This is a genomic window from Erwinia sp. AC075 (assembly GCF_979253995.1).
Map to the genome: position 1 here is coordinate 802,188 of NZ_CEEDEU010000001.1, position 26,507 is coordinate 828,694.

Below are 26,507 nucleotides of genomic sequence, written 5' to 3' on the forward strand. Positions count from 1 at the left end.
CATGTTTTTCCATCTGGAGCAGCACGATCCTCAACGCCTGGCGGTGATTGACGATCACCATAATGAGATGAGCTATGGTGCACTGCTGGCGGCCGTTTCTCTGCTGGAGCAGAGGCTGCTGCCAGGCCAGCTGGTGTTCATTCTTTGTCAAAATACGCCCGGTGCACTGATCGGCTATCTTGCCTGTCTGCGGGTCGGGGCAGTGCCACTGATGCTTGATGCCTCGCTACACTGCGATCGTCTGCGTGAGTTGGAAAACAGCTATCATCCCGCCTGGTTATGGCAGCCAGAAACAACGGTGGATAATGGCGCGATCTGGCAATCATCGGGCTATCAGCTAACGCCGGGAAGCGCCGACGCCTTCCCCATGCACCCCGATCTCGCCCTGCTAATGACCACCTCCGGCTCCACTGGCAGCCCTAAGCTGGTCAGGCTCAGTCAGCGTAATCTGCAAAGCAATGCAGACAGCATCAAACAGTACCTCGCGATTGATGAAAACGAGCGCCCGTACGTCCATCTGCCGATCCACTATGTCTTCGGCCTGTCGATCGTTAACAGCCATCTGCAGGCAGGCGCTACGCTAATACTGACGCAGCACAGCCTGATTCAGCGTGAATTCTGGACCAATGCAGCGGAAAATAACATCACCTCATTGTCGGGTGTGCCCTACACCTTTGAGATGCTTAACCGACTTCGCTTTACCCGCATGTCATTGCCTTCCTTGAACACGTTGACGCAGGCCGGAGGCAAACTTTCACCAAAACTGCATCAGCTATTTGCAGACTATGCCAGCGAACAGGGAAAGCGCTTTATCGTCATGTACGGCGCAGCAGAAGCCACCTCGCGGATGGCATGGTTGCCTGCTGAACAGGCGGTAGAGAAGTGCGGCTTTATTGGCCAGGCCATTCCCGGCGGTGAGCTTTCACTGGAGGATGAACAGGGCAAGGTGGTTGTCGAACCCGGCCAGCAGGGCGAACTGGTCTATCGTGGTGAAAACGTGATGATGGGTTACGCCAACAGTGGCGTGGATCTTCTCCGGGGAAATGAACTGAATGGTGAACTGAGAACCGGCGATCTGGCGCGCTTCGATCCGCAAGGATGCTTTGAAATCATTGGGCGGAAAAAACGCTTCCTGAAGATTTTTGGCAATCGTGTGGGACTTGATGAGATGGAAAACGTGTTGAAAACGCAGTTCATCGGACTGGCATGTGCCTGTGTCGGCAGGGACGATCGTTTAACCGTGTTCCTGACCGACGAAAGCCTGGCCGCTGAGGTGAAGCGTTATGCTGCACAGACCACGCAGTTACACCCGTCGGCTTTTCGCATAACCGTCATTGAAAACATACCGTTGACGGCCAGTGGGAAAACGCATTATGAGAGGCTGAACGAAGATGAATCCCGGATTTGAAGAAGGCCTGTGCCTCGCGCCCTTTTCACTACGGAAGAGGGATAAAGAGACGTTTTTGCTGAAGCGGGTGCGCGAACTGAGCCTGCATCATCAGCGGCATTGTTCGCCCTATCAGCAGATCCTCACCGCATCGGGTTGCGACTTACAAGCGGTTGATAATCTGGCCTCACTGCCTTTTTTACCCGTCTCACTGTTTAAAAAAATGACGCTAAGAAGCGTTCCAGAGACGTCCGTGGTTAAAACCATGACCTCATCAGGCACCTCTGGACAGCAGGTTTCCCGTATCTTTCTCGATAAAAGCACGGCGGGGTTACAACAGAAAGTGCTGGTGAAAATTGTCAGCGATTTCATCGGTACGTCCCGACTGCCGTTGCTGGTGATTGATTCATCCGCGGTGATGAAAGATCGTGCGATGTTCTCAGCCAGAGGCGCAGGAATTTTAGGTTTCTCCCTGTTTGGTCAGAATATTACCTATGCGCTGGATGAGAATATGGCGCTTAATCATCAGGCTATCGCAGCTTTTCTGGCCAGGCATCAGGGTAAACCCATCTTGCTTTTCGGCTTCACCTTTATGATCTGGCAACATTTTTGCCAGGAGTTGAAGGGCAAGTCTGAAGTTTACGACTTTTCGCAGGCGATGATGATCCACGGCGGCGGCTGGAAAAAACTGCAGTCCCAGGCCGTATCCCCTCACGAATTTGCTGGGACGTTGAAAAGCGTATGCGGTATTCCCAGGGTCACGGATTATTACGGTATGGTCGAGCAAACAGGGTGTATTTACCTTGAATGTGAACAAGGGCATTTGCATGTCAGCATTTATTCAGACGTCATCATCCGCAATCCCCAGGATTTTTCAGTCTGCGTTGTTGGCGAGGTTGGCATTATTCAGGTTATATCCGCGCTGGCAGAATCCTATCCAGGACACTCGTTACTCACTGAAGATGAAGGGGTTTTGATTGGAGAGGATGATTGCCCCTGCGGACGCCACGGCAAATATTTTCGCGTCATTGGACGATTAAAGGATGCAGAACTGAGAGGGTGCAGTGATACCTATGCCGCACAAATTTGACGAGATAGATTTCTTGCTGGGTAGCCCGGATTTACTGGCGTCAATTGGCAGCGTGCCCGCACGCGCACCATTTGATTCTGAAACCGTCGCTTTTATTAATACGTTTTCACAGACCTTGTTGCGCCAGCCGCAGGCGAAAAACTGGAGCGACGTTGTGAGCCTGGCGTTCTGGTGTCGTCCAGCGTCGTTACATCAGATGGCTGCCAGGTATGCCGATCTGAATATGAGGCAAGGCCGTGGCGTGGCGTTTCATATTGCCCCAGCGAATGTCGCAGTTAATTTTGCGTTTTCATTGCTTGTGGGGTTACTGACCGGTAATGCAAACGTGGTGCGTTTACCGGGAAAACACTTTCCGCAGGTCGATATTATCGTTCAGGCACTAAGAGAGGCGCTGGAGATCCATCCGGCGATGAGTTCCGCCGTTCTACTGGTGCGATATAACAAACAGCAGGCGATCAATGAAGCACTCTCTGAGATGTGCAATACCCGAATAATTTGGGGAGGCGATGCGACTATTGCTTCATTGCGCCAGTCGCCTCTGCCGCCACGCGCCCTGGATATAGCCTTTGCTAATCGCTACTCCTTTGCGTTGCTTGATGCTGAGGGCTATCTGGCTAAAGACGACAAGGCCCGTATTGCGTTGGATTTTTATAACGACACCCTGCATAGCGATCAGAATGCCTGCTCCTCGCCGAGTCTGGTGGTCTGGTTGGGGGAGAGTGCTGAGGCGCGCGCGCAGGCGCGTCAACTTTTCTGGCAGCATTTTGACGACGTTGCTGCTGCCCGATACACTTTGCAATCAGTCAGCGCGGTTGAAAAGCTAACTTCATTCTGTCTGTTGAGCGCGGCTATCCCTGGCGTGTTCAGGCAACCCGTTACTCACAATCGACTGGTGCGGGTTGAATTACCGGTTTTAACCGATGAAAGTCTTGGCTACAGCGGAAACTGCGGGTATTTTCTGGAGTATCAGGCACAAAAAATTGATGAGATCTTGCCGATTTGCGGTGCTTCGACCCAAACCCTCTCTTTTTGTGGGTTGAGCCGTGAATCTCTAGAGAATTTTGTGACCCGCAATCGTCCTTCGGGAATCGATCGTATCGTTCCAATTGGTCAGGCGCTGAGCTTCACCTTGCAATGGGACGGATACGATCTGGTTTATATGCTGACCCGCATCTGTGCAAGATGAGTGGCCTTGTTTGAATTCTACTACGCCGTAGTCACGATGACCCCTCCCTACGCTGATTGGCTAAACAGAAGCGCATTTATGCCCTCATTGAGGCCCATTCCCTCAACGCCCCCTTACAGAATCCTTACGCTCTGCCGATAACAGAAGAGATAACAACCGTTGCGATTTTCCTGGGCGACCTGGGGAACGCTTTACCCTTTTCTGGAGTGTCTATGCGCTTCAATGTCGACCTTACACCTGGGGACTTGCTGACCTTTGAGGAGATAGCGCAGCGCTATGCGTTGAAATATCCCGAAGAGAAGGAGTTGACGGCGCGTGCGCTGTTAAGCCCCTCGACCAGCTACCGCAACCTGGTGATCCGTGCGGTGTTTGCCAACGAAGAAACCAACAGTCCGTTAGAAGACCTGTTGTTCGTCTCCAATGACAACGAGCGCAAAAACTACCTGCGGCGATTTGAGTCCTATCTCAAACAGCAGCAGTCCTTCTTCTATTTTCGCCGCACGGCAGAAGCGAAGCAGGAGAACCGCTGGAAGGTGATGGGCGAAAGCCAGGTGTACGCCATGCTGGACCCCGCGTCGGCAGCGGCACAGAACTTGATATCGAGCCGGGGCTACAAACTGTCGCTGATGCGTAAAGAGGGTGAGGATGACTATTGGCAGATGTTTGATGCCCAGGCGCATCCGTGCTTCACCGTGTCGCGGCGTATTCAGTTTGTGGTGGTGTTGACCAGCCCGTTACTGAAACTCCCTGCCGGGGTGATTGCCGGCACTCAGGTGGGCAGACAGGTGAAAGCCAACGTTTGGCAGCGCGCCAGTCAGGCGGAATTTGCCGCGTCGGTGAAGGCCCGTTATGGCGCCTGCGTCATCACCGGCACCCGGCTGATGGAGCACAGTCAGTATCCGTGGGTGGAAGCCTGTCATATTGATACTCAAGAGAATGACGATGGTTTCCTGCAGGACAACAGCGTCGACAATGGCCTGTTTTTGCGCAGCGATTTGCAACGGCTGTTCACCAGTCGCTTGCTGACCATCCATCCGACAACCGGAACGGTGAACTTCCGCCACGGTTTGCATGAGGAAAGTCAAATAAGTGCGTTTTATCAAGAGATTGACGGCAAGATTTGTGCGCTTTGGCAGCAGGTTCCTGCCGCCACCCGTGAGAAACTTCATCCCCTAAGGTAAATCCTCAGCAGGCGGTTGCGCAACGCGCCGCCTTTTTAAACAAAAATGAAATAACCCGCCTTTAGTACCGCTATTCAGCCAATCAATCTCCCCTACAGAAACGGATAATCATGCCGATAACTTAACTAACGCAGGGTCGTCATCGTGAATGATCTCTATACCGCCGATGGTGTGATGGACAAAAACTCGCTCTGGCAGCGATACGTACCGCTGGTGCGCCATGAAGCGTTGCGCCTCCAGGTCCGGCTGCCAGCCAGCGTGGAACTGGATGATTTGTTACAGGCAGGGGGAATTGGTCTGTTGAATGCCGTGGAGCGCTATGACGCGTTACAGGGCACCGCCTTTACCACCTACGCGGTACAGCGCATCCGTGGCGCGATGTTGGACGAACTGCGCAGCCGTGACTGGGCACCTCGCAGCGTGCGGCGTAATGCACGTGAAGTGGCCGGCGCGATGCACAAGGTCGAGCAGTCGCTGGGGCGAACGGCGACCGAGCAGGAAGTTGCTGCATCGCTTGATGTTTCATTACAGGAATACCGGCAGATCTTGCTGGATACCAATAACAGCCAGTTGTTCTCCTACGACGAGTTTCGTGAAGAGCACGGCGATACCGCAGAACTGGTGACAGATGGCCACGAAGAGGCCAATCCACTGCACCAGTTAATGGAAGGGAATCTGCGCGAACGCGTCATTGAAGCGATTGAAGCCTTACCCGATCGCGAAAAGATGGTTCTGACGCTCTATTACCAGGAAGAGCTGAATCTGAAAGAGATTGGCGCAGTGCTGGAAGTGGGTGAATCCCGCGTAAGCCAACTGCACAGTCAGGCGATTAAACGCCTGCGCGCCCGGTTAACGGGAGCGCGCTGACGGAGTCAGTATTGCACTCTCAACACCAACCGGGGACTCTCAGATGGGATCCAAAACTAAAATGAGGCCGTTGAGCCGCTATTTGAAAGACTACAAACACAGCCAGAGTAACTGTTCACATTGTGGCAAAGTACTGGACCGCATGGCGTTAGTGTTTCGCGGTCAGATAATAAATAAAGAGGCCATAGCCCGGATGGACCAGCTGATCGACGATCAGGTCTGGTTGAAGCTTCAAAATGAACTGACGGCACTGTGCCGTTTTTGCAGTGATATCTACTGCAACACGCATCCGAATTATTTCGATATTATGGCGTTCAAACAGTATCTGTTTGAACAGACCGAAATGAGCCACAGCACCATTCGCGAATACGTCGTTCGCCTGCGCCGCCTTGACGATATGCTATCGGCACGCAACTTCCCTGCTGAAAAACTCAGCGGCAACAGCTGGCACGAATGCCTGGAAAATGATTTACCGGATGCCGGTAATAATAACTATCGCATTGCTCTGCGCAAATATGACCAGTTTTTAGGCTGGCAGCGCGCTTAAGGTGACATCAACTCACTCTTTTACGTTACCTTTTTGCTATCTTCTGTAAGACTGTAAGGATAACTGTTAGCGCCATCTCAGGAGGCTGCATTGTCCTTACATCTTTTACCCTCATTCCCCAAGCTTGAGCTGCTGGGTGCGCCCACGCCGCTGGAGCATCTGCCACGCCTGTCTGACTACCTCGGCCGCGATATTTTTATCAAACGGGATGACTTTACGCCCGTTGCGCTCGGTGGCAATAAACTCCGAAAACTCGAATTCCTCGCCGCCGATGCTTTGCGTCAGGGTGCCGATGTGCTGCTTACCGCCGGTGCGATTCAGTCCAACCACGTGCGTCAAACCGCGGCCGTCGCGGCCAAGCTCGGTCTGAAATGCGTGGCGCTGCTCGAAAATCCACTCGCCACCACCGCGTCTAATTACCTGTCTAATGGCAACCGCCTGCTGCTTGATCTGATGGACGCCGAAGTGGTGATGGTCGATGCGCTGCACGATCCTGCGGCACAGCTCGAAGAACAGGCGACGCGGCTGGAAGCGCAGGGCTTTCGTCCCTATATTGTGCCCGTCGGGGGATCGAATGCCCTTGGCGCGCTGGGCTATGTGGAATGTGCCCAGGAAATGGCGCATCAAATCGAAGGCGTGGTGGATTTTGCCGCGGTGGTCGTGGCGTCTGGCAGCGCCGGCACCCATGCCGGGCTGGCGGTGGGGCTGGAAGTGCTGATGCCCGAAACCGAACTGGTCGGCGTCACCGTCTCGCGCAAAGCGGATGAGCAGCGCCCGAAAGTGGTGGCGATCCAGCAGCAGCTGGCGGCCTCGTTGGAACTGACGGCCAGCGCACCGATCACCCTGTGGGATGAGTATTTTGGCCCGCAATACGGCATGCCGAATGAAGAGGGGATGGAAGCGATCAAGCTGCTGGCCCGTCTTGAGGGGATCTTCCTTGACCCGGTCTATACTGGCAAAGCAATGGCCGGATTAATTGACGGTATCTCGCAGAAACGTTTCCGCCGTGAAGGACCGATTGCTTTCGTCCATACCGGCGGTTCACCGGCGCTGTTTGCTTATCATCCTTCGGTCTGAGCTGGAACGAAATAATCTTTGCAGGCCGCTGGTATTCACGCGGCCGCTCGAATAAATTCTGCGGGTCGGAATCTAATAACACAGTGGAGTCTTTATGAATTTATCTCTGGTACGTCGCCGTCTGGTGATGGGAGCCGTGTCGCTGGCGCTGGTGGCGGGCTTTTCAGTCAACGCCTTTGCGGCGGATGAAAACCTGCTCAGCAAGGTAAAAGAGCGCGGTTCTCTGTTAGTGGGTCTGGAAGGCACCTATCCGCCGTTCAGTTTCCAGGATGAAAACGGCAAGCTGGCCGGTTTTGAAGTGGATTTCGCTGACGCGTTGGCGCAGCACCTGGGCGTGAAGGCCAGCCTGAAGCCGACCAAATGGGATGGTATGCTGGCGTCGCTGGACTCCAAACGCATCGATGTGGTGATCAATCAGGTGACCATTTCCGATGAGCGTAAGAAAAAATATGACTTCTCCACGCCGTACACCATCTCCGGTATCCAGGCGCTGACCAAAAAAGAGAATGCGGCAAGCATCAGCAAGCCGGAAGATCTGAGCGGCAAGAAAGTCGGTGTTGGCCTGGGCTCTAACTACGAGCAGTGGCTGCGCGCCAACGTGAAAGGCGTCGACATCCGTACCTATGATGATGACCCAACGAAATATCAGGATCTGCGCGTAGGCCGTATCAATGCGATTCTGGTGGATCGCCTGGCCGCCCTTGATCTGGTGAAGAAAACCGGCAATACGCTGGCTGTCGCCGGTCCGGCATTCTCCCGTCAGGAATCGGGTGTGGCATTGCGTAAAGGCAATACCCAACTGCTGGACGCGATCAACAAAGCCATTGCGGACATGCAGAAAGACGGCACCATGGCTAAACTGTCTGAAAAATGGTTTGGCGCGGACGTGACTAAATAATGCAGGAAAGTATTCAACTGGTGCTGGATTCAGCACCTTTTTTATTGAAGGGTGCCGTATTTACCCTGCAGCTGAGCATCGGCGGCATGTTCTTTGGCCTGTTGCTCGGCTTCATTCTGGCGATGATGCGCCTGTCGCATTTCTGGCCGATTTCATGGCTGTCACGCTGCTACGTGTCGATTTTCCGCGGCACGCCGCTGATCGCCCAGCTGTTTATGATCTACTACGGCCTGCCGCAGTTCGGCATTGAGCTGGATCCGATCCCGTCGGCGATGATTGGCCTGTCGCTGAATACCGCCGCTTACGCTTCCGAATCCCTGCGGGGTGCCATTGCCTCGATCGAGCGCGGGCAATGGGAAGCCGCATCCAGTATTGGCATGACGCGCTGGCAGACCATGCGTCGCGTTATCCTGCCGCAGGCGGCTCGCACCGCGTTACCGCCGCTGGGCAACAGCTTTATCAGCCTGGTGAAAGATACCTCACTGGCCGCCACCATTCAGGTGCCGGAGCTGTTCCGTCAGGCACAGCTGATTACCTCGCGCACATTGGAAGTGTTCACCATGTATCTGGCTGCGTCACTGATTTACTGGGTGATGGCAACCGTACTTTCCATCCTGCAAAGCAAGCTGGAAGATCGCGTTAATCGCCAGGATCGGGAGTCGAAATGAGTGCCATCGAAGTCAGAAATCTGGTTAAACAGTTTAACGGGCAGACGGTGCTAAATGGCATCGATCTTGAGGTCAAATCCGGCGAAGTGGTGGCAATTATTGGCCCCAGCGGTTCCGGTAAAACCACGCTGCTGCGCTGCATCAACCTGCTGGAAGTGCCGGAAAGCGGCACGATCCAGGTTGGCGAGATTAAAATTGATGCCGCACTGGGCATCAACAAACAGAAAGAGCTGGTGCGTCGGTTGCGTCAACAGGTGGGGTTTGTCTTCCAGAGCTTCAATCTGTTCCCGCACCGCTCGGTAATGGAAAACATTATTGAAGGGCCAACCATCGTTAAGCGCGAACCGAAGGCCGAGGCGATTGCCCGTGCCCGCCAGTTGCTGGAGAAAGTCGGTTTGCAGGGCAAAGAAGAGAGCTACCCGCGCAAACTGTCCGGTGGACAGCAACAGCGCGTAGCAATTGCCCGTGCGCTGGCGATGCGTCCTGAAGTGATCCTGTTTGATGAACCGACCTCGGCGCTGGATCCGGAGCTGGTGGGCGAGGTGCTCAGCACCATTCGCGCGCTGGCAGAAGAGAAGCGCACGCTGGTGATCGTTACGCATGAGATGAGCTTTGCCCGCGACGTGGCTGACCGGGCGATCTTTATGGATCAGGGCCGCATTGTGGAGCAGGGCGACGCCAAAAGCCTGTTTACAAATCCGCAGCAGCCGCGTACCCGGCAGTTCCTTGAGAAATTCCTCAATAATTAATTCCCTCATCTAATTTCCTCCTCGCCGGGTTCCCCGGCGAGTTATTTTTCGTTTCCCCCGTTTCTGCCATTCGCTTATTACTAAGGATTATCTTAATTACGCCCGGCGCTTATTTGGCTTAATGACTGAGATAACGCCCGAAATCGCTTAACTGACTGATAATCACCGTCGTTATCAGACCAATTAGGAGTAACCCCATGGCCTTTTCGTGGACAAGAGTTAATAATTCCTAAAGTTTTACGTTAATTTGGGTTAAATGCTATGTCTGCTTCTGGGTCTTCTTCAACTAAAAATGAAGTTTTATGGATCAATACGCTGAAGGGCGGTTGTATTCTATTGGTTGTTTTGCATCACACTATTATCACTACTTTCGCCCCATCTTTACAATATCTTACCGCCGGCGTCTTGCCAGCGGAAATATGGATCGCGTTTAATAAGTACCTGTCGCCATTAAGAATGCCGGCGTTCTTTTTTGTTTCTGGTTTGCTGGCAATCAGTGCCATTAATAAAAAGTCCTGGGGAGAGGTTTTTACTAAAAAATTCAGCAATATTTTTTACCTGTATATCCTGTGGGGCGTGATCCAGTGGGTCAGTATCTACAATATTTCAGCGAATTTGATTGGAGAGAAACTCTCCACGGCTAAGAACGCAGCCTACGCTGAAAGCCCGCAGGAATTCGTGAAATTGCTGTTTTTATCGATGACCAGCCTGTGGTACCTGTACGCGCTGGCGGGGTATTTTGTGGTGGCTAAGCTGTTCCATCGCCAGAAAATGGCGTTGATAGTGGCTGCACTGCTGATGAACTATGCCACGCAGTTCAGCCTGGTGCCAGGCTGGGGACCGGCAAGCGTGGTGCAGAACTTTGTCTACTTCCTGTTAGGGGCGTACTTCAGCCACTATCTGGTCGAGCTGAGTTTTATGAACCGACGCAACGTGCTGATCCTCAGTGCCTTCGCCCTGACCGGCGTCGTACACCATGCGGTGGGACTGTATAAGAACCCGTTCTACTGCATGCTGTCGATTGTGTTTGGCATCGTGCTGTGCCGGGCGCTGAACAACCGATTCAATATGGCCTGGCTGAACTGGATTGGCCGTAACACGTTACAGATTTATGTTTTGCATCGCATTTTTATCGAACTGCTGGGACTGAGCGTGCTGACGCTGGCCGTGCAGTACAACCTGTTCGATAACAGTGCGTTTTCACTGATTTGGGCGTTGACGCTTCCGGTGGTTGCCGTCAGTACCTGTACTGCTGTCTCTTTGCTGGTCTGGTCGCTGCTCAATCGTGGCCCTGGTCGGGCTCTGTTCCTCTATCCGGTATTGATGAGAAAAACAAAGCCTAAACCCGATATCGCCAGCAATCACTGACAGTCTCCATTCAGGGCCGATAATATCGGCCCTGAATGTTTCTGAACCACCGCATTACCCTGTACCACATAATAATAAAATTACACTCAGCACCGGGAAAGATGCTGCCACTGTTTTATAAAAATACGACGATAACAGCTGGAGTATTATAATGAAACCTACTCAAAAGAAAGATATCGCCTGGGTGAATAGCCTGAAAGGCGCTTGTATATTGTTGGTTGTCTTATATCACGTTGTACTACCAGGTTATGCTGATATGGTAACGCATTTAACCGCCGGTTTTTTCCCGGCGAAATTATGGGTTGCTTTTAATAACACACTCTCACCGCTTCGAATGCCTGCGTTCTTCTTTGTCTCCGGTCTGCTGGCGGCCAATGCCATTGTCAATCGTCCCTGGAAACAGGTATTCACCAGTCGCGTCACCAATCTGTTCTATCTCTATTTTCTGTGGGGACTGATTCAGTGGCTGATGATCAACGGCGTCTCCGGTGAAATCATGGGCGATCACCTCTCCGACAACATCAACGCTGCCTGGGCTTCCACGCCGTGGGAGTTTTTGAAGCTGATGCTGCTGGCGATGAGTTCTTCCTGGTATCTCTATGCGCTGGGCCTGTTCTTTGTCTTTGCCAAGCTGTTCCGCCAGCAGAAGGTGTTGATGATGCTGGTGGCGGCGGCACTGAACTATGCGGCGATAGTGAAAGCCATCCCCGGTTGGGGACCGGAAAGCCTGTCGCAGTATTTTATCTTCTTCCTGTTTGGCGCGTTCTATAGCAGTACGATGATCCGCTGGAGCGAGTGGCATCGCAGTAATGTGCTGCCGTGGGCCGCGATTGGGGTGCTGGCGGGCATCCATGCGATGGTGGGATTACCGAAAAGTCTGTTTATGTGCGTCATCGCTATCCTGTTCTGCATCGCCGCGTGTCGGGCGTTGAACAGCCGCTTCTCGATGAACTGGTTAAACTGGATCGGTAAAAACACGCTGCAAATCTACGTGCTGCACCGTATTTTTATCGAGTTCTTTGGCATGTCGGCGATCCTGTTTGCCGTGCATCACCATCTGTTTGCCAGCAAAGCCTTCTCGATGGTGTGGGCGGTGGGCTTCCCGATCGCCATGGTCGCGCTCTGTTCGGGCTGCTCGGTGGCTATCTGGACGCTGCTCAATCGTGGAGTCGGCAAGAACCTGTTTATCTACCCGAAGCTGTTACGGATGAAGCTGAACGTACAGTAAGGGCGTCTGCTTTCAGGCAATAAAAAACGGGGCGAATAATCGCCCCGTTTTGTTTTCCGTTATGCCGCTTAGCCAATGGTCATCAGGCTGGCATTGCCGCCGGCTGCGGCGGTGTTAACGCTCAGGGAACGCTCGATCAGCAGACGTTCCAGCAGCAGATTGGTTTCCCCGCGCGCAAAGCCCTGTACCGACACAATCGGCCCTTCACGAGAGGCGACGGTTTCACATACGGTGCGTAACTGATCGGCGTCACCGTGATAAATTACCGCGTCAAACGCTTCGCTGGCCGCCAGCGGCTGCGCGCGCAGGCTGATGCGTTTCTGCACCTCGGCAGGCAGGGATTTCAGCAATGCGCGGTGCAGCTCATCATCACTCCAGATCGCCTGGCTACCCACGGCAGTCACCCCAGCCAGCTGGATCAGCGCATCCTGCTCATTATCCGCCAGGCACAGGACATGCTCTCTTGGTAGCAGCGCAAAGGTGTTGCGCTCGCCCGTTGGGCCCGGCAGCAAGCGGACGGTGCCGCCCTGACCGAGTTCGGCAAAGCGGGCGCAGCAGGCCGCAAGTTCCGGTTGGTCTTTCGCCCATTCGGTCAGCGCCTGGTGAGCGGCTAACAGCGAGAGACGCAGCGCCGCATCGACCGGACGTTCGCCATCCTGACGATCGAGGGTAACGCGCAGCGCGCCATCCGGGCGGTGCGATAACAGACGATAGAGATACAGCGGGCCACCGGCTTTCGGTCCGGTGCCGGATAACCCTTCGCCGCCAAATGGCTGAACCCCAACCACCGCGCCAACCATATTACGGTTAACGTAGAGGTTGCCGACGCGGGCATGGTTGGTGACCTGAAGGATGGTCTCATCAATACGCGTGTGCACACCCAGCGTCAGGCCGTAACCCGAGGCGTTGATCTGCTCAATCACCTGCGGCAGGGAACTGCGCGCGTAGCGCACCACGTGCAGCACCGGGCCAAACACTTCTTTATCGAGGTCGCTGACGCTGCCAAGTTCAATCAGCGTTGGCTGGATAAAGGTTCCGCTCTGCCACTCTTTGCTGTCTTCCTGGCTGGCGTAGGCGGCCTGATAAACGGTCATGCCTTTGCTGCGCATGCTCTGAATATGACGTTCGATGTTCTCGCGGGCTTCGGCATCAATCACCGGGCCGATATCGGTGGACAGGCGTTCAGGATTGCCCATCCGGCACTCGGCCATCGCCCCACGCAGCATTTTCAGCGTGTGGTCAGCCACATCGTCCTGAATGCACAGCAGACGCAGCGCGGAGCAACGCTGTCCGGCACTGTCAAAGGCCGAGGCGACAATATCAATCACCACCTGTTCGGTCAGCGCGGAGGAGTCGACGATCATCGCATTCATCCCGCCGGTTTCGGCGATTAACGGCGTCGGGCGGCCTTGTGGATCGAGACGACCGGCCAGATTGCGCTGCAGTAAGGTGGCCACGGCGGTAGAGCCGGTAAACATCACGCCACGGACGCGCGCATCGCCCGTCAGCTGCGCACCGACGGTTTCCCCCAGGCCTGGCAGCAGTTGCAGCGCGCCGACCGGCACGCCCGCTTCATGCAGCAGCGCCACGGCTTCGGCCGCCACTAACGGCGTCTGTTCCGCCGGTTTCGCCAGCACGCTGTTGCCGGCGGCTAACGCTGCCGCAATCTGTCCGGTGAAGATCGCCAGCGGGAAGTTCCACGGGCTGATACAGACCACCGGACCCAGCGGGCGGTGGGTTTCATTATCAAAGTCATCACGCACCTGGCCGGCATAGTAATGCAGGAAGTCGACCGCTTCACGCACTTCGGCAATGGCGTTGCTGAAGGTTTTACCGGCTTCACGCACCAGGATCCCCAGCAGGCGCTGCATCTGGCCTTCCATCAGGATCGCCGCGCGTTCCAGAATGGCGGCTCGCTCCTGCGGCGGCGTGGCGAACCAGATTGGGCCTGCACGGGTAGCCGCATCCAGCGCAACCGACACCTCGGCTTCGCTGGCATGACGAACGTAACCGACGATATCGGTCGGCTCTGCCGGGTTAATCACCGGCAGCGATTCACCGGCTTCCAGCTCGCCGTCAATCATTGGCACAGCCTGCCACGGCTGGATCGCACTGTTCAGCAAGGCGCTGGAAAGCGACGCCAGGCGATGTTCATTGGCCATGTCCAGGCCGGCGGAGTTCTGTCGCTTCTTGCCATACAGATCGCGCGGCAGCGGAATCTTCGGATGCGGTAAGCCAATCGCCCCTTCAACCCGCGCCATTTTCTCCACTTCTTCCACCGGATCGGCCACCAGATCTTCAATCGGCAGGGTGTTATCGGCGATGCGGTTAACAAAGGAGGTGTTGGCGCCATTTTCCAGCAGACGACGAACCAGATAGGCCAGCAGAGTTTCGTGGGTGCCCACCGGCGCATAGATACGGCAGGGACGGTTTAACTTGCCGTCCGCCACTTTGCCTACCACATGTTCGTACAGCGGTTCGCCCATGCCATGCAGGCACTGGAACTCATACTGGCCAGGATAGTAGTTGTTGCCCGCCAGCTGGTAAATCGCTGCCAGCGTGTGGGCGTTATGGGTGGCAAACTGCGGGTAAATCAGGTTTGGCACCGCCAGCAGTTTGCGGGCGCAGGCCAGATACGAAATATCGGTGTACACCTTGCGGGTGTATACCGGATAGCCTTCCAGACCTTCGACCTGGGCGCGCTTAATTTCGCTGTCCCAGTAAGCGCCTTTCACCAGGCGGATCATCAGGCGGCGACGGCTGCGTTGCGCCATATCGATCAGCGAATCGATCACAAACGGACAGCGCTTCATATACGCCTGGATCACAAAGCCAATGCCGTTCCAGCCTTCCAGCTCCGGTTCAAAGCAGAGTTTTTCCAGCAGATCCAGCGACAGCTCCAGGCGGTCAGCTTCTTCTGCATCGATATTGATGCCGATGTCATAAGAGCGGGCCAGCAGCGTCAGCGATTTAAGGATCGGGTACAGCTCGGTCATCACGCGCTCGTACTGCGCGCGGCTGTAGCGCGGGTGCAGGGCGGAAAGCTTGATCGAAATGCCCGGACCTTCGTAAATGCCGCGGCCGTTGGAGGCTTTACCGATGGCGTGAATCGCCTGCTGATAGGACTGCAGATAGGCTTTGGCATCCTGCGCGGTCAGCGCCGCTTCGCCGAGCATATCGTAAGAGTAGCGGAAGCCTTTCTCTTCCAGCTTGCGGGCGTTGGCCAGCGCTTCGGCAATGGTTTCACCGGTGACAAACTGTTCGCCCATCAACCGCATCGCCATATCCACCCCTTTGCGGATCAGCGGTTCGCCACTTTTACCGATAATGCGGTTCAGCGAGCGGGACAGGTTGGCTTCGTTATGGGTGGACACCAGACGGCCGGTAAACAGCAGTCCCCAGGTCGCCGCATTGACGAACAGAGACGGGCTGCGGCCGAGGTGTGAATGCCAGTTGCCGTTGCTGATTTTGTCGCGAATTAACGCGTCACGGGTTGGTTTATCAGGAATTCGCAGCAAGGCTTCGGCCAGACACATTAACGCCACGCCTTCCTGCGACGAGAGTGAGAACTCCTGCAGCAGGCTTTGCACCATGCCAGCGCGTCCGGTTGCACCTTTCTGGTGCCGGAGCTTCTCCGCAAGCTGATGGGCGAGGCGGTAGGTTTGCTGTGCCAGCGGCAGCGGCAAACGCGCCTGTTCCAGCATCATCGGCACGGCTTCCGTCTCTGGCCGACGCCATGCGGAGGTGATGGCGGCGCGGTTAACCGACTGCGGCAGAATATGTTCCGCAAATTGCAGGAACGGCTGGCGCTGCTCGTCTGCCGGGGCTTCATCGGTTTCCTGGGGCACCGTCTGCAGCGGGATCTCAGGCAGGGCATGGCCACTTTCCAGCTGCTCAAGATAGTTAAAGATCGCCTGCTTGATCAGCCAGTGTGGGGTGCGGTCAATCTGGCCTGCCGCCAGCTTAATGCGCTCGCGCGTGGCTTCATCCAGCTTCACGCCCATGGTAGTTGTGCCCATGCCTGAGAACTCCTTAAAAAATAATGACAATGTTGGCAAGCAATATCACTGAAGTTGCAACTTTGTGCAACCGTGTTAAATGTGACGCCGTTTGCAGAGTTTGAAACCGATTATTTAAAAGCGGCATGGATATTGCTGCAAGAATCCGGCCAAGGTTGTTCAACGCCATCCAGCCTGGGTTGTAGGGACGCTTCTCGCAGGTGCAACCGGTTAAAATGTGATCCAGTGCAACCTGTTAAAACGCCGTCTGTGACGAAGGGTGAAATTGCTGTAACTGCTGTGTTAAATCGTTTGTGCGTCAAAGCGGTTTACGGCAGGATACCCCGCGCTGAGCCAGGGAGGTAGCGCCGCGACGTTCCAGCGGTGACTACGGATAGCTCCGGTGGTTGCGCATAAACAATAATAAGTGGAGAACCTGAATGACTCTGAGTACACCAATGATGGTGACCTTTTGTGTGTATATCCTCGGCATGGTGCTGATAGGTTTTATTGCATACCGGTCTACAAAAAACTTCGACGATTACATCCTCGGCGGTCGCAGCCTCGGTAGCGTGGTCACCGCGCTGTCGGCGGGCGCATCGGATATGAGCGGCTGGCTGTTGATGGGTTTGCCTGGCGCGATTTTCCTGTCGGGCATCTCAGAAAGCTGGATTGCCATCGGCCTGACCATCGGCGCCTACCTTAACTGGAAAATTGTCGCGGGGCGTCTGCGCGTGCAGACCGAGCATCACGACAATGCCTTGACCCTGCCAGACTTCTTCTCCAGTCGCTTCGAGGACAAAAGCAAAATGCTGCGGGTGATCTCAGCGCTGGTGATCCTGGTGTTCTTCACTATTTATTGTGCTTCCGGCATCGTTGCCGGTGCGCGTCTGTTCGAAAGCACCTTCGGCATGAGTTATGAAACCGCGCTGTGGGCCGGTGCTGCTGCCACCATCATCTATACCTTCGTTGGCGGCTTCCTCGCCGTCAGCTGGACCGATACCGTGCAGGCCAGCCTGATGTTCTTCGCGCTGATCCTGACGCCGGTGATGGTGATTTTAGCCGTCGGCGGGCTGAGCGATTCACTTAAGGTGATTGAAGCGAAGAGTATCGAAAACCTCGATATGCTGAAAAACCTGAACTTTGTCGCGGTGATTTCACTGCTGGGTTGGGGACTGGGCTACTTCGGGCAACCCCATATTCTGGCGCGCTTTATGGCGGCTGATTCCCATCGCTCAATCCGCAGTGCACGCCGCATCGGCATGATCTGGATGATCCTGTGTCTGGGTGGGGCGGTTGCCGTGGGCTTCTTCGGCATCGCGTATTTCCAGAACCATCCGGAGCAGGCCGTGGGTGTATCTGAAAACGGCGAGCGCATCTTTATTGAGCTGGCGCGTATTCTGTTTAACCCGTGGATTGCCGGTATCCTGCTCTCCGCTATCCTGGCGGCGGTGATGTCGACCCTGAGCTGTCAGCTGCTGGTGTGTTCAAGCGCACTGACGGAAGATTTGTACAAAAACTTCCTGCGCAAAAACGCCACTCAGCGTGAGCTGGTGTGGGTAGGGCGCCTGATGGTTCTGCTGGTGGCGGTGATCGCCATTGCGCTGGCCTCGAACCCGGAGAACCGCGTGTTGGGACTGGTAAGCTACGCTTGGGCGGGCTTCGGTGCGGCGTTTGGTCCGGTGGTGCTGTTGTCGCTGATTTGGAAGCGTATGACCCGTAACGGCGCGCTGGCAGGCATGATTATCGGTGCGGCAACCGTACTGATCTGGAAACAGTACGGCTGGCTGGATCTGTATGAAATCATCCCTGGCTTCCTGTTCGCCAGCCTGGCAATTTGGATCGTCAGCCTGATGGGCCGCGAGCCAAGCGCTGCGGCACAGCAACGTTTCGAAGCAGCAGAAATCGAATACAACACCAAATAAGTCAGCGTTTACCACCGGGCGTCGCACTGACGCCCGGTCGGTTGACTGCCATTGACTCTTCGCACGCCCCGTTTGTATCCGCTACAGCACCGCCGCGCCCCTTCTCGCAGATTGCGAAAATACCCACGATCCCTCTTGTTTTTTCGTTGCCGATAATGATAATCGATATCGTTTTGATTTACGTTTCTTTACCGCAACTGAAATTCTTTCACACTCGAGGGTGTAGGCATGTTTGTTCCATTTCTCATCATGTTACGCGAAGGCCTGGAAGCCGCGCTGATTGTCAGCCTGATCGCCAGTTACCTGAAGCGTACCCATCGCAGTGAATGGTTTGGCGCAATGTGGGTGGGCGTGTTTGTTGCCGCCGCACTCTGCCTTGGCGTTGGCTACTTTATCAACGAAACCACCGGCGAATTCCCGCAGAAAGAGCAGGAGCTGTTTGAAGGGATCGTGGCCGTGGTGGCCGTGTGTATCCTGACCTACATGGTGTTCTGGATGCGCAAAGTGTCCCGCAACGTGAAAGCCCAACTGGAAGATGCCGTGGACAATGCGTTGCAGAAGGGCAAAAGCAGCGGCTGGGCGCTGATTATGATGGTGTTCCTGGCGGTTGCCCGTGAAGGCCTCGAATCGGTGTTTTTCCTGCTCGCGGCCTTCCAACAGGATGTGGGCATTGGCCCACCGTTGGGCGCCATACTGGGCCTGGCGACCGCGATTATCCTCGGCATGCTGATCTACTGGGGCGGCGTGCGTCTTAACCTGGCGACCTTCTTCAAGTGGACCAGCCTGTTTATCCTGTTTGTGGCCGCCGGTCTGGCCGCCGGTGCAATCCGCGCCTTCCACGAAGCCGGGCTGTGGAATCATTTCCAGGACATCGCCTTTGATATGAGTAATACGCTCTCCACCAGCACCCTTATCGGTACGCTGCTGGAAGGGATGTTGGGCTACCAGGAAACGCCAAGCGTCAGCGAAGTGGCGGTCTGGTTTATCTATTTAGTTCCTGCGCTGCTGCTGTTCTTTATGCCAGTGCGTCCACAGGCTACGGCAGTGCGTACCACACGCTAAGCCTTTGTCCGCGCCTGTTTTGCAGGCGCGTAACTTTTTCACAGGGATTTACTATGACTCTTCGTTTTCGCCAGCACGCGCTGAATGCTGCGCTCGTGACTTTGCTGACCGGTTCTGCCGCTGCGATGGCCGCTGATATTCCACAGGTTAAAATCAGCGTGAATGACAAACAGTGTGATCCAATGAACGTCACGGTGAACGCGGGTAAAACCCAGTTCATCATCCAGAACAACAGCCAGAAAGGGCTGGAGTGGGAGATCCTGAAAGGGGTGATGGTGGTCGAAGAGCGTGAAAATATCGCGCCTGGCTTTACCCAGAAGCTGACGGCGAATCTGGAAGCCGGTGAATATGACCTGACCTGCGGCCTGTTAAGCAACCCGAAAGGCAAGCTGATCGTCAAGGGCACTAACGCGCCTTCTGACGGAAAGCCGGACGTGATGCAGTTGGTCGGACCGATTGCTGAATACAAAACCTACGTCACCAAAGAAGTGGTGGAACTGGTTGCCGGCACCAAAGCCTTTACCGATGCGGTGAAAGCGGGCGATATCGAAAAAGCCAAAGCGCTGTACGCACCGACCCGCCGTCATTACGAGCGCATCGAACCAATTGCCGAACTGTTCTCCGACCTGGATGGCAGCATCGACGCCCGTGAAGACGATTTCGAGAAGAAAGCGGAAGATCCTAAGTTCACCGGTTTCCACCGCATTGAGAAAGCACTGTGGGGCGATAAGAGCACCAAAGGCATGGAGTCCTTTGCGACTCAGCTGAACACCGACGTGTTGGATCTGCAGAAGCGCATTGACGAGCTGGCCTTCCCGCCAAGCAAAGTAGTTGGCGGTGCGGCAGGTCTGATTGAAGAAGTGGCCTCCAGCAAAATCTCAGGCGAAGAAGATCGTTACAGCCGCACTGACCTGTGGGATTTCCAGGCTAACGTTGACGGCGCGCAGAAAATTGTTAACCTGCTCCGTCCAATGCTGCAGAAGGCCGATGCGCCTCTGCTGGCGAAAATCGATGCGAACTTCAAGAAAGTGGACGGCATCTTGTCAAAATACCGGACCAAAGACGGTTACGAATCTTATGACAAGCTGACTGACGCTGACCGCAATGCAATGAAAGGCCCGATCACCACACTGGCGGAAGACCTTGCTAAGCTGCGCGGAACGCTGGGACTGGATTAACTGTAAATGGCAAAATCTGTGGATGACGCGGCACTGCCGTCGCGTCGTCGTTTATTAAAAGGCATGGGCATCCTTGGGGGGGCCTTTGCTGTAAGTGGTGGCTGTCCGGTGCATGCGGCACCGGATGATAAATCCTTCTCGCCAGGCGCCTTGTCGCCTTCAGCAAGACAGGAAGCACAGCCGTTCTATGGTCTGCATCAGGCGGGCGTAACCACACCTCAACAGGCTGCGATGATGATCGTAGCCTTTGACGTTTTGGCGACCGACAAAGCGGATTTGCAACGGTTGTTCCGCTTGCTCAACGATCGCATTGCCTTCCTGACCAAAGGCGGCAAAGCGCCGCTGGTGACCAATCCACGCTTACCGCCAATGGATTCCGGCATTCTGGGAGATGATATTTACCCGGATAATCTGACCATTACGGTGTCGGTGGGGCATTCGCTGTTTGACGAGCGCTATGGGTTACAGGCGCACAAGCCGGTGAAGTTACAGGCGATGACGCGTTTTCCTAACGATGCGTTGGATGCCCGTTTGTGCCACGGCGATCTGCTGCTGCAAATCTGTGCCAACACCAATGACACGGTGATCCATGCCCTGCGCGATATCATCAAGCATTCGCCGGATCTGCTTAGCGTGCGCTGGCGTCGTGAAGGTTTTATCTCTGACCATGCTGCGCGCAGCAAGGGCAAGGAGACGCCAATCAATCTGTTGGGCTTCAAGGACGGTACGGCGAATCCGGATACCACTAACCAGCCGCTGATGGACTCGATTCTGTGGGTCACCGCCGGGCAGGGCGAACCGGCCTGGACCGTGGGCGGCAGCTATCAGGCGGCGAGGATTATCCAGTTCCACGTTGAGTTCTGGGATCGTACGCCACTGCGCGAGCAGGAGACGATCTTTGGTCGCGTGAAGCACAGCGGTGCACCGTTAGGGATGCAGAACGAGCATGATGTGCCTGACTATGCCAGCGATCCTGATGGCAACGTCACGCCGCTGGATGCCCATATTCGTCTGGCAAATCCCCGTACGCCAGAAACGCAGAGCAATTTAATGCTGCGTCGCGGCTACAGCTATTCGGCGGGGGTATCAAACGCGGGTCAGCTGGAAATGGGCCTGTTGTTCGTTTGTTATCAGCATGATTTAGAAAAAGGTTTTCTCAGCGTGCAAAAAAGACTGAACGGTGAAGCCCTCGAGGAATATATCAAGCCGATTGGCGGGGGATATTTCTTTGTGCTACCCGGTGTCCAGGATGATAAGCATTATCTTGGGCAGTCTTTGCTGGAAGCCTGATAGTTTCATTAAAGAACCTTCTGCTTCGTTGTGAAGCGGGAGGTTATTTTTTAATCAGTTATTTTTTTCACCCCTTTTTCCTCCTCCCAGTGCATTTATCGATTCAGAAAAACCCGTAAGAAAAATCCATCTCGTTGAATTACTTCATTATTTAATTTCTCACAGCCAGGGTGCGGGCTATTAACCGATAAAATGTTACGTCAGACGTAAAATAGATGTTGCATTGATCCTGAGATCTGTAGCACCTTATTAACAGCGGGTGTTTAAAGTGTTGACATGTCCACCACGGAGATCGCGAATGGTAAAGTGTTGTAACGGACAGATGTACCATAAACAAAGTTTCGCGGCTCCATGCGAGGGCGCTACTCCCGCTTCAACTTTCTCTTCTCTTTTATATTCTAACGGCCAACTTCTTTCTTTTTCAAACCGGTGCACAGCTGCGCTCAAACACGGCTATGCGCTAACACAATGGCCAGACAAGGCTTAAAAGGAAGCCACCGAAACCTCTAAAGCGTTCACGTAATCGCATCGATTTGCAGGTGCGGGAAATGAAACCAACTGTAAGGTGCCACTATGGGAAGACAGAAAGCAGTGATCAAAGCGCGTCGTGAAGCAAAACGTGTGCTTCGTAGCGATTCACGCAGTCACCGTCAGCGTGAAGAAGAATCGGTCACCTCGCTGGTGCAGATGGGTGGGTTAGAGTCAATTGGCATGGCGCGTGATACCCGTGACCATTCCCCGATTGAAGCCCGAAATGAAGCTCAGGCGCACTATCTTAAAGCCATAGAAAGCAAACAACTGATCTTTGCCACAGGCGAAGCCGGTTGCGGTAAAACCTGGATCAGCGCAGCGAAAGCGGCTGAGGCCCTGATTCATAAGGATGTTGACAGGATTATTGTTACGCGTCCGGTGTTGCAGGCGGATGAGGATTTGGGATTCCTCCCTGGAGATATCTCAGAAAAATTCGCTCCGTACTTCCGGCCAGTGTATGACGTTCTGGTTAAACGTCTGGGCTCTTCCTTTATGCAGTATTGTCTGCGTCCCGAAATTGGCAAAGTGGAGATCGCTCCCTTCGCTTATATGCGTGGACGAACGTTTGAAAATGCCGTGGTGATCCTTGATGAGGCGCAAAACGTCACCGCCGCTCAGATGAAGATGTTTCTGACACGCCTTGGGGAAAACGTCACCGTGATTGTGAACGGCGATATCACACAGTGTGATTTGCCGTCCCATGTGAAGTCGGGTCTCAGCGATGCGCTATCTCGCTTCGAGGACGACGACATGGTCAGCGTGGTGCGTTTCGAGAAAGAAGATTGCGTACGTTCACAGCTCTGCCAGCGTACGCTTCTCGCTTACGGCTAAGAATCTGACTAGCTGAACCGAGCCCGGATGAAAGTCCGGGCTTTTTTATGCAAAAAAAAGTCTGAACGTAAGTTCAGACTCTTCTTTGAATATGGTGGTGAGAGAGGGGGATCACGAGGCACATCCCTGTGCCTCGCCCTTTGGGCAGCAGAGCTGTGCAAAACGGCTGTCCTGCCGTTTTGTCGAACCCTGTCGAGGCTTCTCACCCCTCTCTCCTGAATTTTATGCAAAAAAAAAGTCTGAACGTAAGTTCAGACTCTTCTTCGAATATGGTGGTGAGAGAGGGGTTCGAACCCTCGATACGTTGCCGTATACACACTTTCCAGGCGTGCTCCTTCAGCCACTCGGACACCTCACCATATTTTTACTGCTGTGTCCCAGAGGGGCGACGGGGCGCTACTATAGGCAGTCGCAGGGAAGCGGTCAAGCAGAATTTTCTTTGCTTCTATCAGCTTATCCTCAATCCACTCACTGATTTATCCAGAAAGTTCACAAAAATCAGGTCATAAAACTGACATCAACTAAACACAAAAATGTCATGGTTGTGTCGCAGACTGGCTCCCTGAAATGTTTAGCAAAACTTACTCATGGAGCCTTGAGTTTATGAACGTTAAAAGCCTGTTTACCCTGTCTTTGGTTGCCTCTGTTATCTCTTCCTCCGCCATCGCCGATATCGCCACTTACACCCGGGCCGCGCAGGGCGACATCACCCAGCCTGGCGGTGCCCGTCGCTTGACCGGTGACCAGACCGACGCGCTGAAAGCCTCGCTGAACAGCAATAAAGCCAAAAACGTAATCCTGTTGATTGGCGATGGTATGGGCGACTCTGAAATTACCGCAGCACGTAACTATGCCGAGGGCGCGGGCGGCTTTTTTAAAGGGATTGATGCGCTGCCGCTAACCGGGCAATACACGCATTACGCGCTGGACAAGAAAACCCATAAACCGGATTACGTCACTGACTCTGCCGCATCAGCCACCGCGTGGAGCACCGGGGTGAAATCGTATAATGGCGCAATCGGCGTGGACGTTAACGGCATCGATCACCCAACCATTATGGAAATGGCGAAAGCAGCGGGTAAAGCAACGGGCAACGTCTCAACCGCTGAGCTGGAAGATGCGACGCCAGCGGCGCAGATCGCCCATGTCACTTCGCGTAAGTGTTATGGCCCGGAAAAAACCAGCGAGCTATGCGCCGCCAATGCGTTAGAAAAAGGCGGCAGGGGATCGATTGCTGAGCAGCTGCTGAATGCCCGTGCGGATGTGACGCTCGGCGGCGGCGGTAAAACCTTCAGCGAAACCGCGAAAGCCGGCGAGTGGCAAGGCAAGACGCTGGAAGAGCAGGCTAAGCTGCGGGGTTATCAGTGGGTCAGCGATCTTAACGGCATGACGGCCATTACCGAGGCGAATCAGGACAAACCGGTGTTAGGTCTGTTTGCTCAGGGCAACATGCCGGTACGTTGGAAAGGGCCGAAAGCGACTTATCACGGCAACGGTGAAGACAAGGCGATAAGTTGTGAAGTGAATGCCGAACGTCCGGCAACCACGCCGACGTTGGCGCAGATGACCGACAAAGCAATTGCGTTGTTGAGCAAGGACCAGAATGGCTTTTTCCTGCAGGTTGAAGGCGCGTCGATAGATAAGCAGGATCACGCTGCCAACCCATGTGGTCAGATTGGTGAGACGGTCGATCTGGACGAGGCGGTACAGAGGGCGCTGGAGTTTGCCCGTAAAGACGGTAACACGCTGGTGATTGTGACGGCTGACCATGCGCACTCCAGCCAGATCGTTGCCAATGACAGCAAAGCGCCTGGCCTGACGCAAACGCTGAAGACCAAAGAGGGGGGGTTTATGACCCTCAGTTACGGCAATTCTGAGGAGGATTCTCAGGGCCACACCGGCACGCAGTTGCGTATTGCTGCTTACGGTCCACATGCGGCTAACGTTGTCGGGCTGACCGATCAGACCGATCTGTTCTACACGCTGAAATCGGCGATGGAAATCCAGTAACTTTTTCTGGTTAGCCTGGGGGAGCTTCGCTAAGCTGAATCAGCGACTCCCCTTCAGGAATAATGTCATGCGGCAGAGCTTGTTACGTGTACGCGATGGTCAGGGCGCCACCGTGTCGTTTTCTGAATTACTGTTCGATCTGATTTACGTCTTCGCCGTTACCCAACTTTCCCACTATTTGCTGCATCATCTGACGCTGGTCGGCGCGTTGCAGACGCTGTTGCTGTGGTTTGCCGTCTGGCTGGCCTGGCAATATACCGCCTGGGTCACCAACTGGTTCGATCCGGAAACCCGGCAAATCCGTCTGTTGTTGTTCGCCATTATGTTGCTGGGGCTGTTTGCGTCCTCAGCCTTGCCTGAAGCCTTTGGCGAAAGGGGATTGGTGTTTGCCTTATTCTACATTTCGATGCAGGTTGGCCGTGCGGCGGTGACGTTGTTCTGGTTGCCGGACAATCATCTGTTACAACGTAACTTTCAGCGCATCTTAGGCTGGATGGTGATTTCCGCGGTGTTTTGGCTGATTGGCGGTGTTGTAGAGGGGAATGGGCGGATGGTGTGGTGGGCGATCGCCATTGCCTGTACCTACATTTCGCCGATGATAGGTTTCTGGTTGCCAGTGTTAGGGCGTTCAAATACGTCCAGCGAGTGGACGATTGAGGGCCATCATCTGGCGGAGCGCAGTCAGCTATTTGTGATTGTGGCGTTAGGGGAGACCATTCTGATCACTGGCGCGACATTGAGTGAGCTGGAGCGTTGGGATGCGCCGGTGATCATAGCCTCATTGGTGGCATTTCTCGGCAGTCTGGCGATGTGGTGGGTTTATTTTGACACCAGCAGTAAGGCGGGCAGTCATGCGATCCAGCAGTCGGAAAACCCGGGGCAAATGGGTGCCTGTTATCATTATGTGCATGTGGTATTGGTCGGTGCGATTATCGTTTGTGCGGTGGCGAACGAGTTGGTGATCGTCCATCCCGACGGGCATATGGATGCCAGCGCAATAGCGGTTTTGTTATTGGGTCCCGCCGCCTATCTGGCCGCCAACGGCATTTATAAAACCATGGTGTACCGGCGTTTCCCGCTTTCGCACATTGCCGGAATGGTGGCTCTGTTGGCGCTGTTACCGGTTTGTTTTATCACCGACAGGCTGATGATTAACGGATTAACAACAGTGGTGATGATCGCCGTCGCCGGATGGGAAAGCATATCGCGGGGGAAGGGAGTGGCTTAAGGTCAACATCGGGTTGGGTGGCACGGCGTCGGCATTACTGAGGTCAACACCGGGTCGGGTGGTAGGGCGTCGGCATTGCGGAGGTCAACACCGGGTTGGGTGGCACGGCGTCGGCACAGAGCGCCTTATCCGAGACGCCGTGAATCCATCCCTGGAGGCTTGGCTGCGGCATCCCTGCCGCAGACACTCGGCTAAGGCGCTCTGAGCC

Annotated in this window: 20 protein-coding genes and 1 tRNA gene; 19 read left to right on the forward strand and 2 right to left on the reverse strand. The window is 54.6% G+C overall.

Annotation, left to right across the window (positions count from 1 at the left end):
- Position 1 precedes the first annotated feature (1 nt).
- From AC0IXH_RS03770 to AC0IXH_RS03825, 12 genes are all read left to right on the forward strand, one after another.
- A complete protein-coding gene (locus tag AC0IXH_RS03770) occupies positions 2–1,408 on the forward strand; it encodes an AMP-binding protein (RefSeq protein WP_471719997.1) in 1,407 nt (468 codons plus the stop codon).
- Positions 1,392–2,477 carry a LuxE/PaaK family acyltransferase gene (locus AC0IXH_RS03775; RefSeq protein ID WP_471719998.1) on the forward strand — a complete coding sequence of 362 codons (1,086 nt, stop codon included), beginning with the start codon at positions 1,392–1,394 and terminating at the stop codon, positions 2,475–2,477. Before AC0IXH_RS03770 ends, AC0IXH_RS03775 begins: the two co-directional genes overlap by 17 nt.
- Positions 2,461–3,663 carry an acyl-CoA reductase gene (locus AC0IXH_RS03780; protein ID WP_471719999.1) on the forward strand — a complete coding sequence of 401 codons (1,203 nt, stop codon included), beginning with the start codon at positions 2,461–2,463 and terminating at the stop codon, positions 3,661–3,663. The genes AC0IXH_RS03775 and AC0IXH_RS03780 overlap by 17 nt, the downstream gene beginning before the upstream one ends.
- A 212-nt stretch (positions 3,664–3,875) precedes the next feature.
- Entirely contained in the window at positions 3,876–4,844 is a 969-nt protein-coding gene (locus AC0IXH_RS03785; RefSeq protein WP_471720000.1) for an HNH endonuclease signature motif containing protein, read from the forward strand.
- Between the two features lie 144 nt (positions 4,845–4,988).
- Positions 4,989–5,711, forward strand: coding sequence for an RNA polymerase sigma factor FliA (locus AC0IXH_RS03790; RefSeq protein WP_013202652.1), 723 nt, complete (start codon positions 4,989–4,991; stop codon positions 5,709–5,711).
- A 43-nt stretch (positions 5,712–5,754) separates the two neighbouring features.
- Positions 5,755–6,258: a flagella biosynthesis regulatory protein FliZ gene (gene fliZ, locus AC0IXH_RS03795; RefSeq protein WP_013202651.1), complete on the forward strand. Its 504-nt coding sequence runs from the start codon at positions 5,755–5,757 to the stop codon at positions 6,256–6,258.
- A gap of 90 nt (positions 6,259–6,348) precedes the next feature.
- Positions 6,349–7,335, forward strand: coding sequence for a D-cysteine desulfhydrase (locus AC0IXH_RS03800; protein WP_206400642.1), 987 nt, complete (start codon positions 6,349–6,351; stop codon positions 7,333–7,335).
- A 94-nt stretch (positions 7,336–7,429) separates the two neighbouring features.
- The gene (gene tcyJ / locus AC0IXH_RS03805; protein WP_013202649.1) at positions 7,430–8,233 is read left to right on the forward strand and encodes a cystine ABC transporter substrate-binding protein; all 804 of its coding nucleotides are present in this window, start codon (positions 7,430–7,432) and stop codon (positions 8,231–8,233) included.
- The gene (tcyL, locus tag AC0IXH_RS03810) at positions 8,233–8,901 is read left to right on the forward strand and encodes a cystine ABC transporter permease (RefSeq protein WP_013202648.1); all 669 of its coding nucleotides are present in this window, start codon (positions 8,233–8,235) and stop codon (positions 8,899–8,901) included. The genes tcyJ and tcyL overlap by 1 nt, the downstream gene beginning before the upstream one ends.
- On the forward strand, positions 8,898–9,650 hold the full coding sequence (gene tcyN / locus AC0IXH_RS03815) for an L-cystine ABC transporter ATP-binding protein TcyN (RefSeq protein ID WP_134824376.1): 753 nt from the start codon (positions 8,898–8,900) through the stop codon (positions 9,648–9,650). Before tcyL ends, tcyN begins: the two co-directional genes overlap by 4 nt.
- A gap of 261 nt (positions 9,651–9,911) precedes the next feature.
- Positions 9,912–11,018 carry an acyltransferase family protein gene (locus AC0IXH_RS03820; RefSeq protein WP_471720001.1) on the forward strand — a complete coding sequence of 369 codons (1,107 nt, stop codon included), beginning with the start codon at positions 9,912–9,914 and terminating at the stop codon, positions 11,016–11,018.
- 151 nt (positions 11,019–11,169) lie between these two features.
- Positions 11,170–12,246 (forward strand): acyltransferase family protein, encoded by a 1,077-nt coding sequence (locus AC0IXH_RS03825; RefSeq protein ID WP_134824374.1) that lies wholly within the window; start codon positions 11,170–11,172, stop codon positions 12,244–12,246.
- Between the two features lie 68 nt (positions 12,247–12,314).
- Here the strand turns inward: AC0IXH_RS03825 and putA are convergent, their stop codons facing one another.
- Positions 12,315–16,265 carry a trifunctional transcriptional regulator/proline dehydrogenase/L-glutamate gamma-semialdehyde dehydrogenase gene (putA, locus tag AC0IXH_RS03830; protein WP_471720002.1) on the reverse strand — a complete coding sequence of 1,317 codons (3,951 nt, stop codon included), beginning with the start codon at positions 16,263–16,265 and terminating at the stop codon, positions 12,315–12,317.
- 419 nt (positions 16,266–16,684) lie between these two features.
- Here putA and putP point away from each other — a divergent pair, with 419 nt between their 5' ends.
- From putP to phoH, 5 genes are all read left to right on the forward strand, one after another.
- Positions 16,685–18,169, forward strand: coding sequence for a sodium/proline symporter PutP (putP, locus tag AC0IXH_RS03835; RefSeq protein ID WP_471720003.1), 1,485 nt, complete (start codon positions 16,685–16,687; stop codon positions 18,167–18,169).
- Between the two features lie 228 nt (positions 18,170–18,397).
- Positions 18,398–19,231 carry an iron uptake transporter permease EfeU gene (gene efeU / locus AC0IXH_RS03840; RefSeq protein WP_013202642.1) on the forward strand — a complete coding sequence of 278 codons (834 nt, stop codon included), beginning with the start codon at positions 18,398–18,400 and terminating at the stop codon, positions 19,229–19,231.
- Between the two features lie 53 nt (positions 19,232–19,284).
- A complete protein-coding gene (efeO, locus tag AC0IXH_RS03845) occupies positions 19,285–20,409 on the forward strand; it encodes an iron uptake system protein EfeO (protein ID WP_013202641.1) in 1,125 nt (374 codons plus the stop codon).
- Positions 20,410–20,415: 6 nt separating this feature from the next.
- On the forward strand, positions 20,416–21,699 hold the full coding sequence (gene efeB / locus AC0IXH_RS03850) for an iron uptake transporter deferrochelatase/peroxidase subunit (RefSeq protein WP_134824371.1): 1,284 nt from the start codon (positions 20,416–20,418) through the stop codon (positions 21,697–21,699).
- Between the two features lie 573 nt (positions 21,700–22,272).
- On the forward strand, positions 22,273–23,061 hold the full coding sequence (gene phoH / locus AC0IXH_RS03855) for a phosphate starvation-inducible protein PhoH (protein WP_013202639.1): 789 nt from the start codon (positions 22,273–22,275) through the stop codon (positions 23,059–23,061).
- 270 nt (positions 23,062–23,331) lie between these two features.
- On the opposite strand, the gene AC0IXH_RS03860 is transcribed toward phoH, so the two are convergent.
- Positions 23,332–23,419 (reverse strand) — tRNA-Ser (locus AC0IXH_RS03860).
- Between the two features lie 245 nt (positions 23,420–23,664).
- Here AC0IXH_RS03860 and phoA point away from each other — a divergent pair.
- Together phoA and AC0IXH_RS03870 are read left to right on the forward strand one after the other, a co-directional pair.
- Positions 23,665–25,071, forward strand: a complete 1,407-nt coding sequence (gene phoA, locus AC0IXH_RS03865) for an alkaline phosphatase (RefSeq protein WP_471720004.1) — start codon at positions 23,665–23,667, stop codon at positions 25,069–25,071.
- A 67-nt stretch (positions 25,072–25,138) separates the two neighbouring features.
- Positions 25,139–26,299, forward strand: a complete 1,161-nt coding sequence (locus AC0IXH_RS03870) for a low temperature requirement protein A (RefSeq protein WP_471720005.1) — start codon at positions 25,139–25,141, stop codon at positions 26,297–26,299.
- The last annotated feature ends 208 nt before the right edge of the window (positions 26,300–26,507 follow it).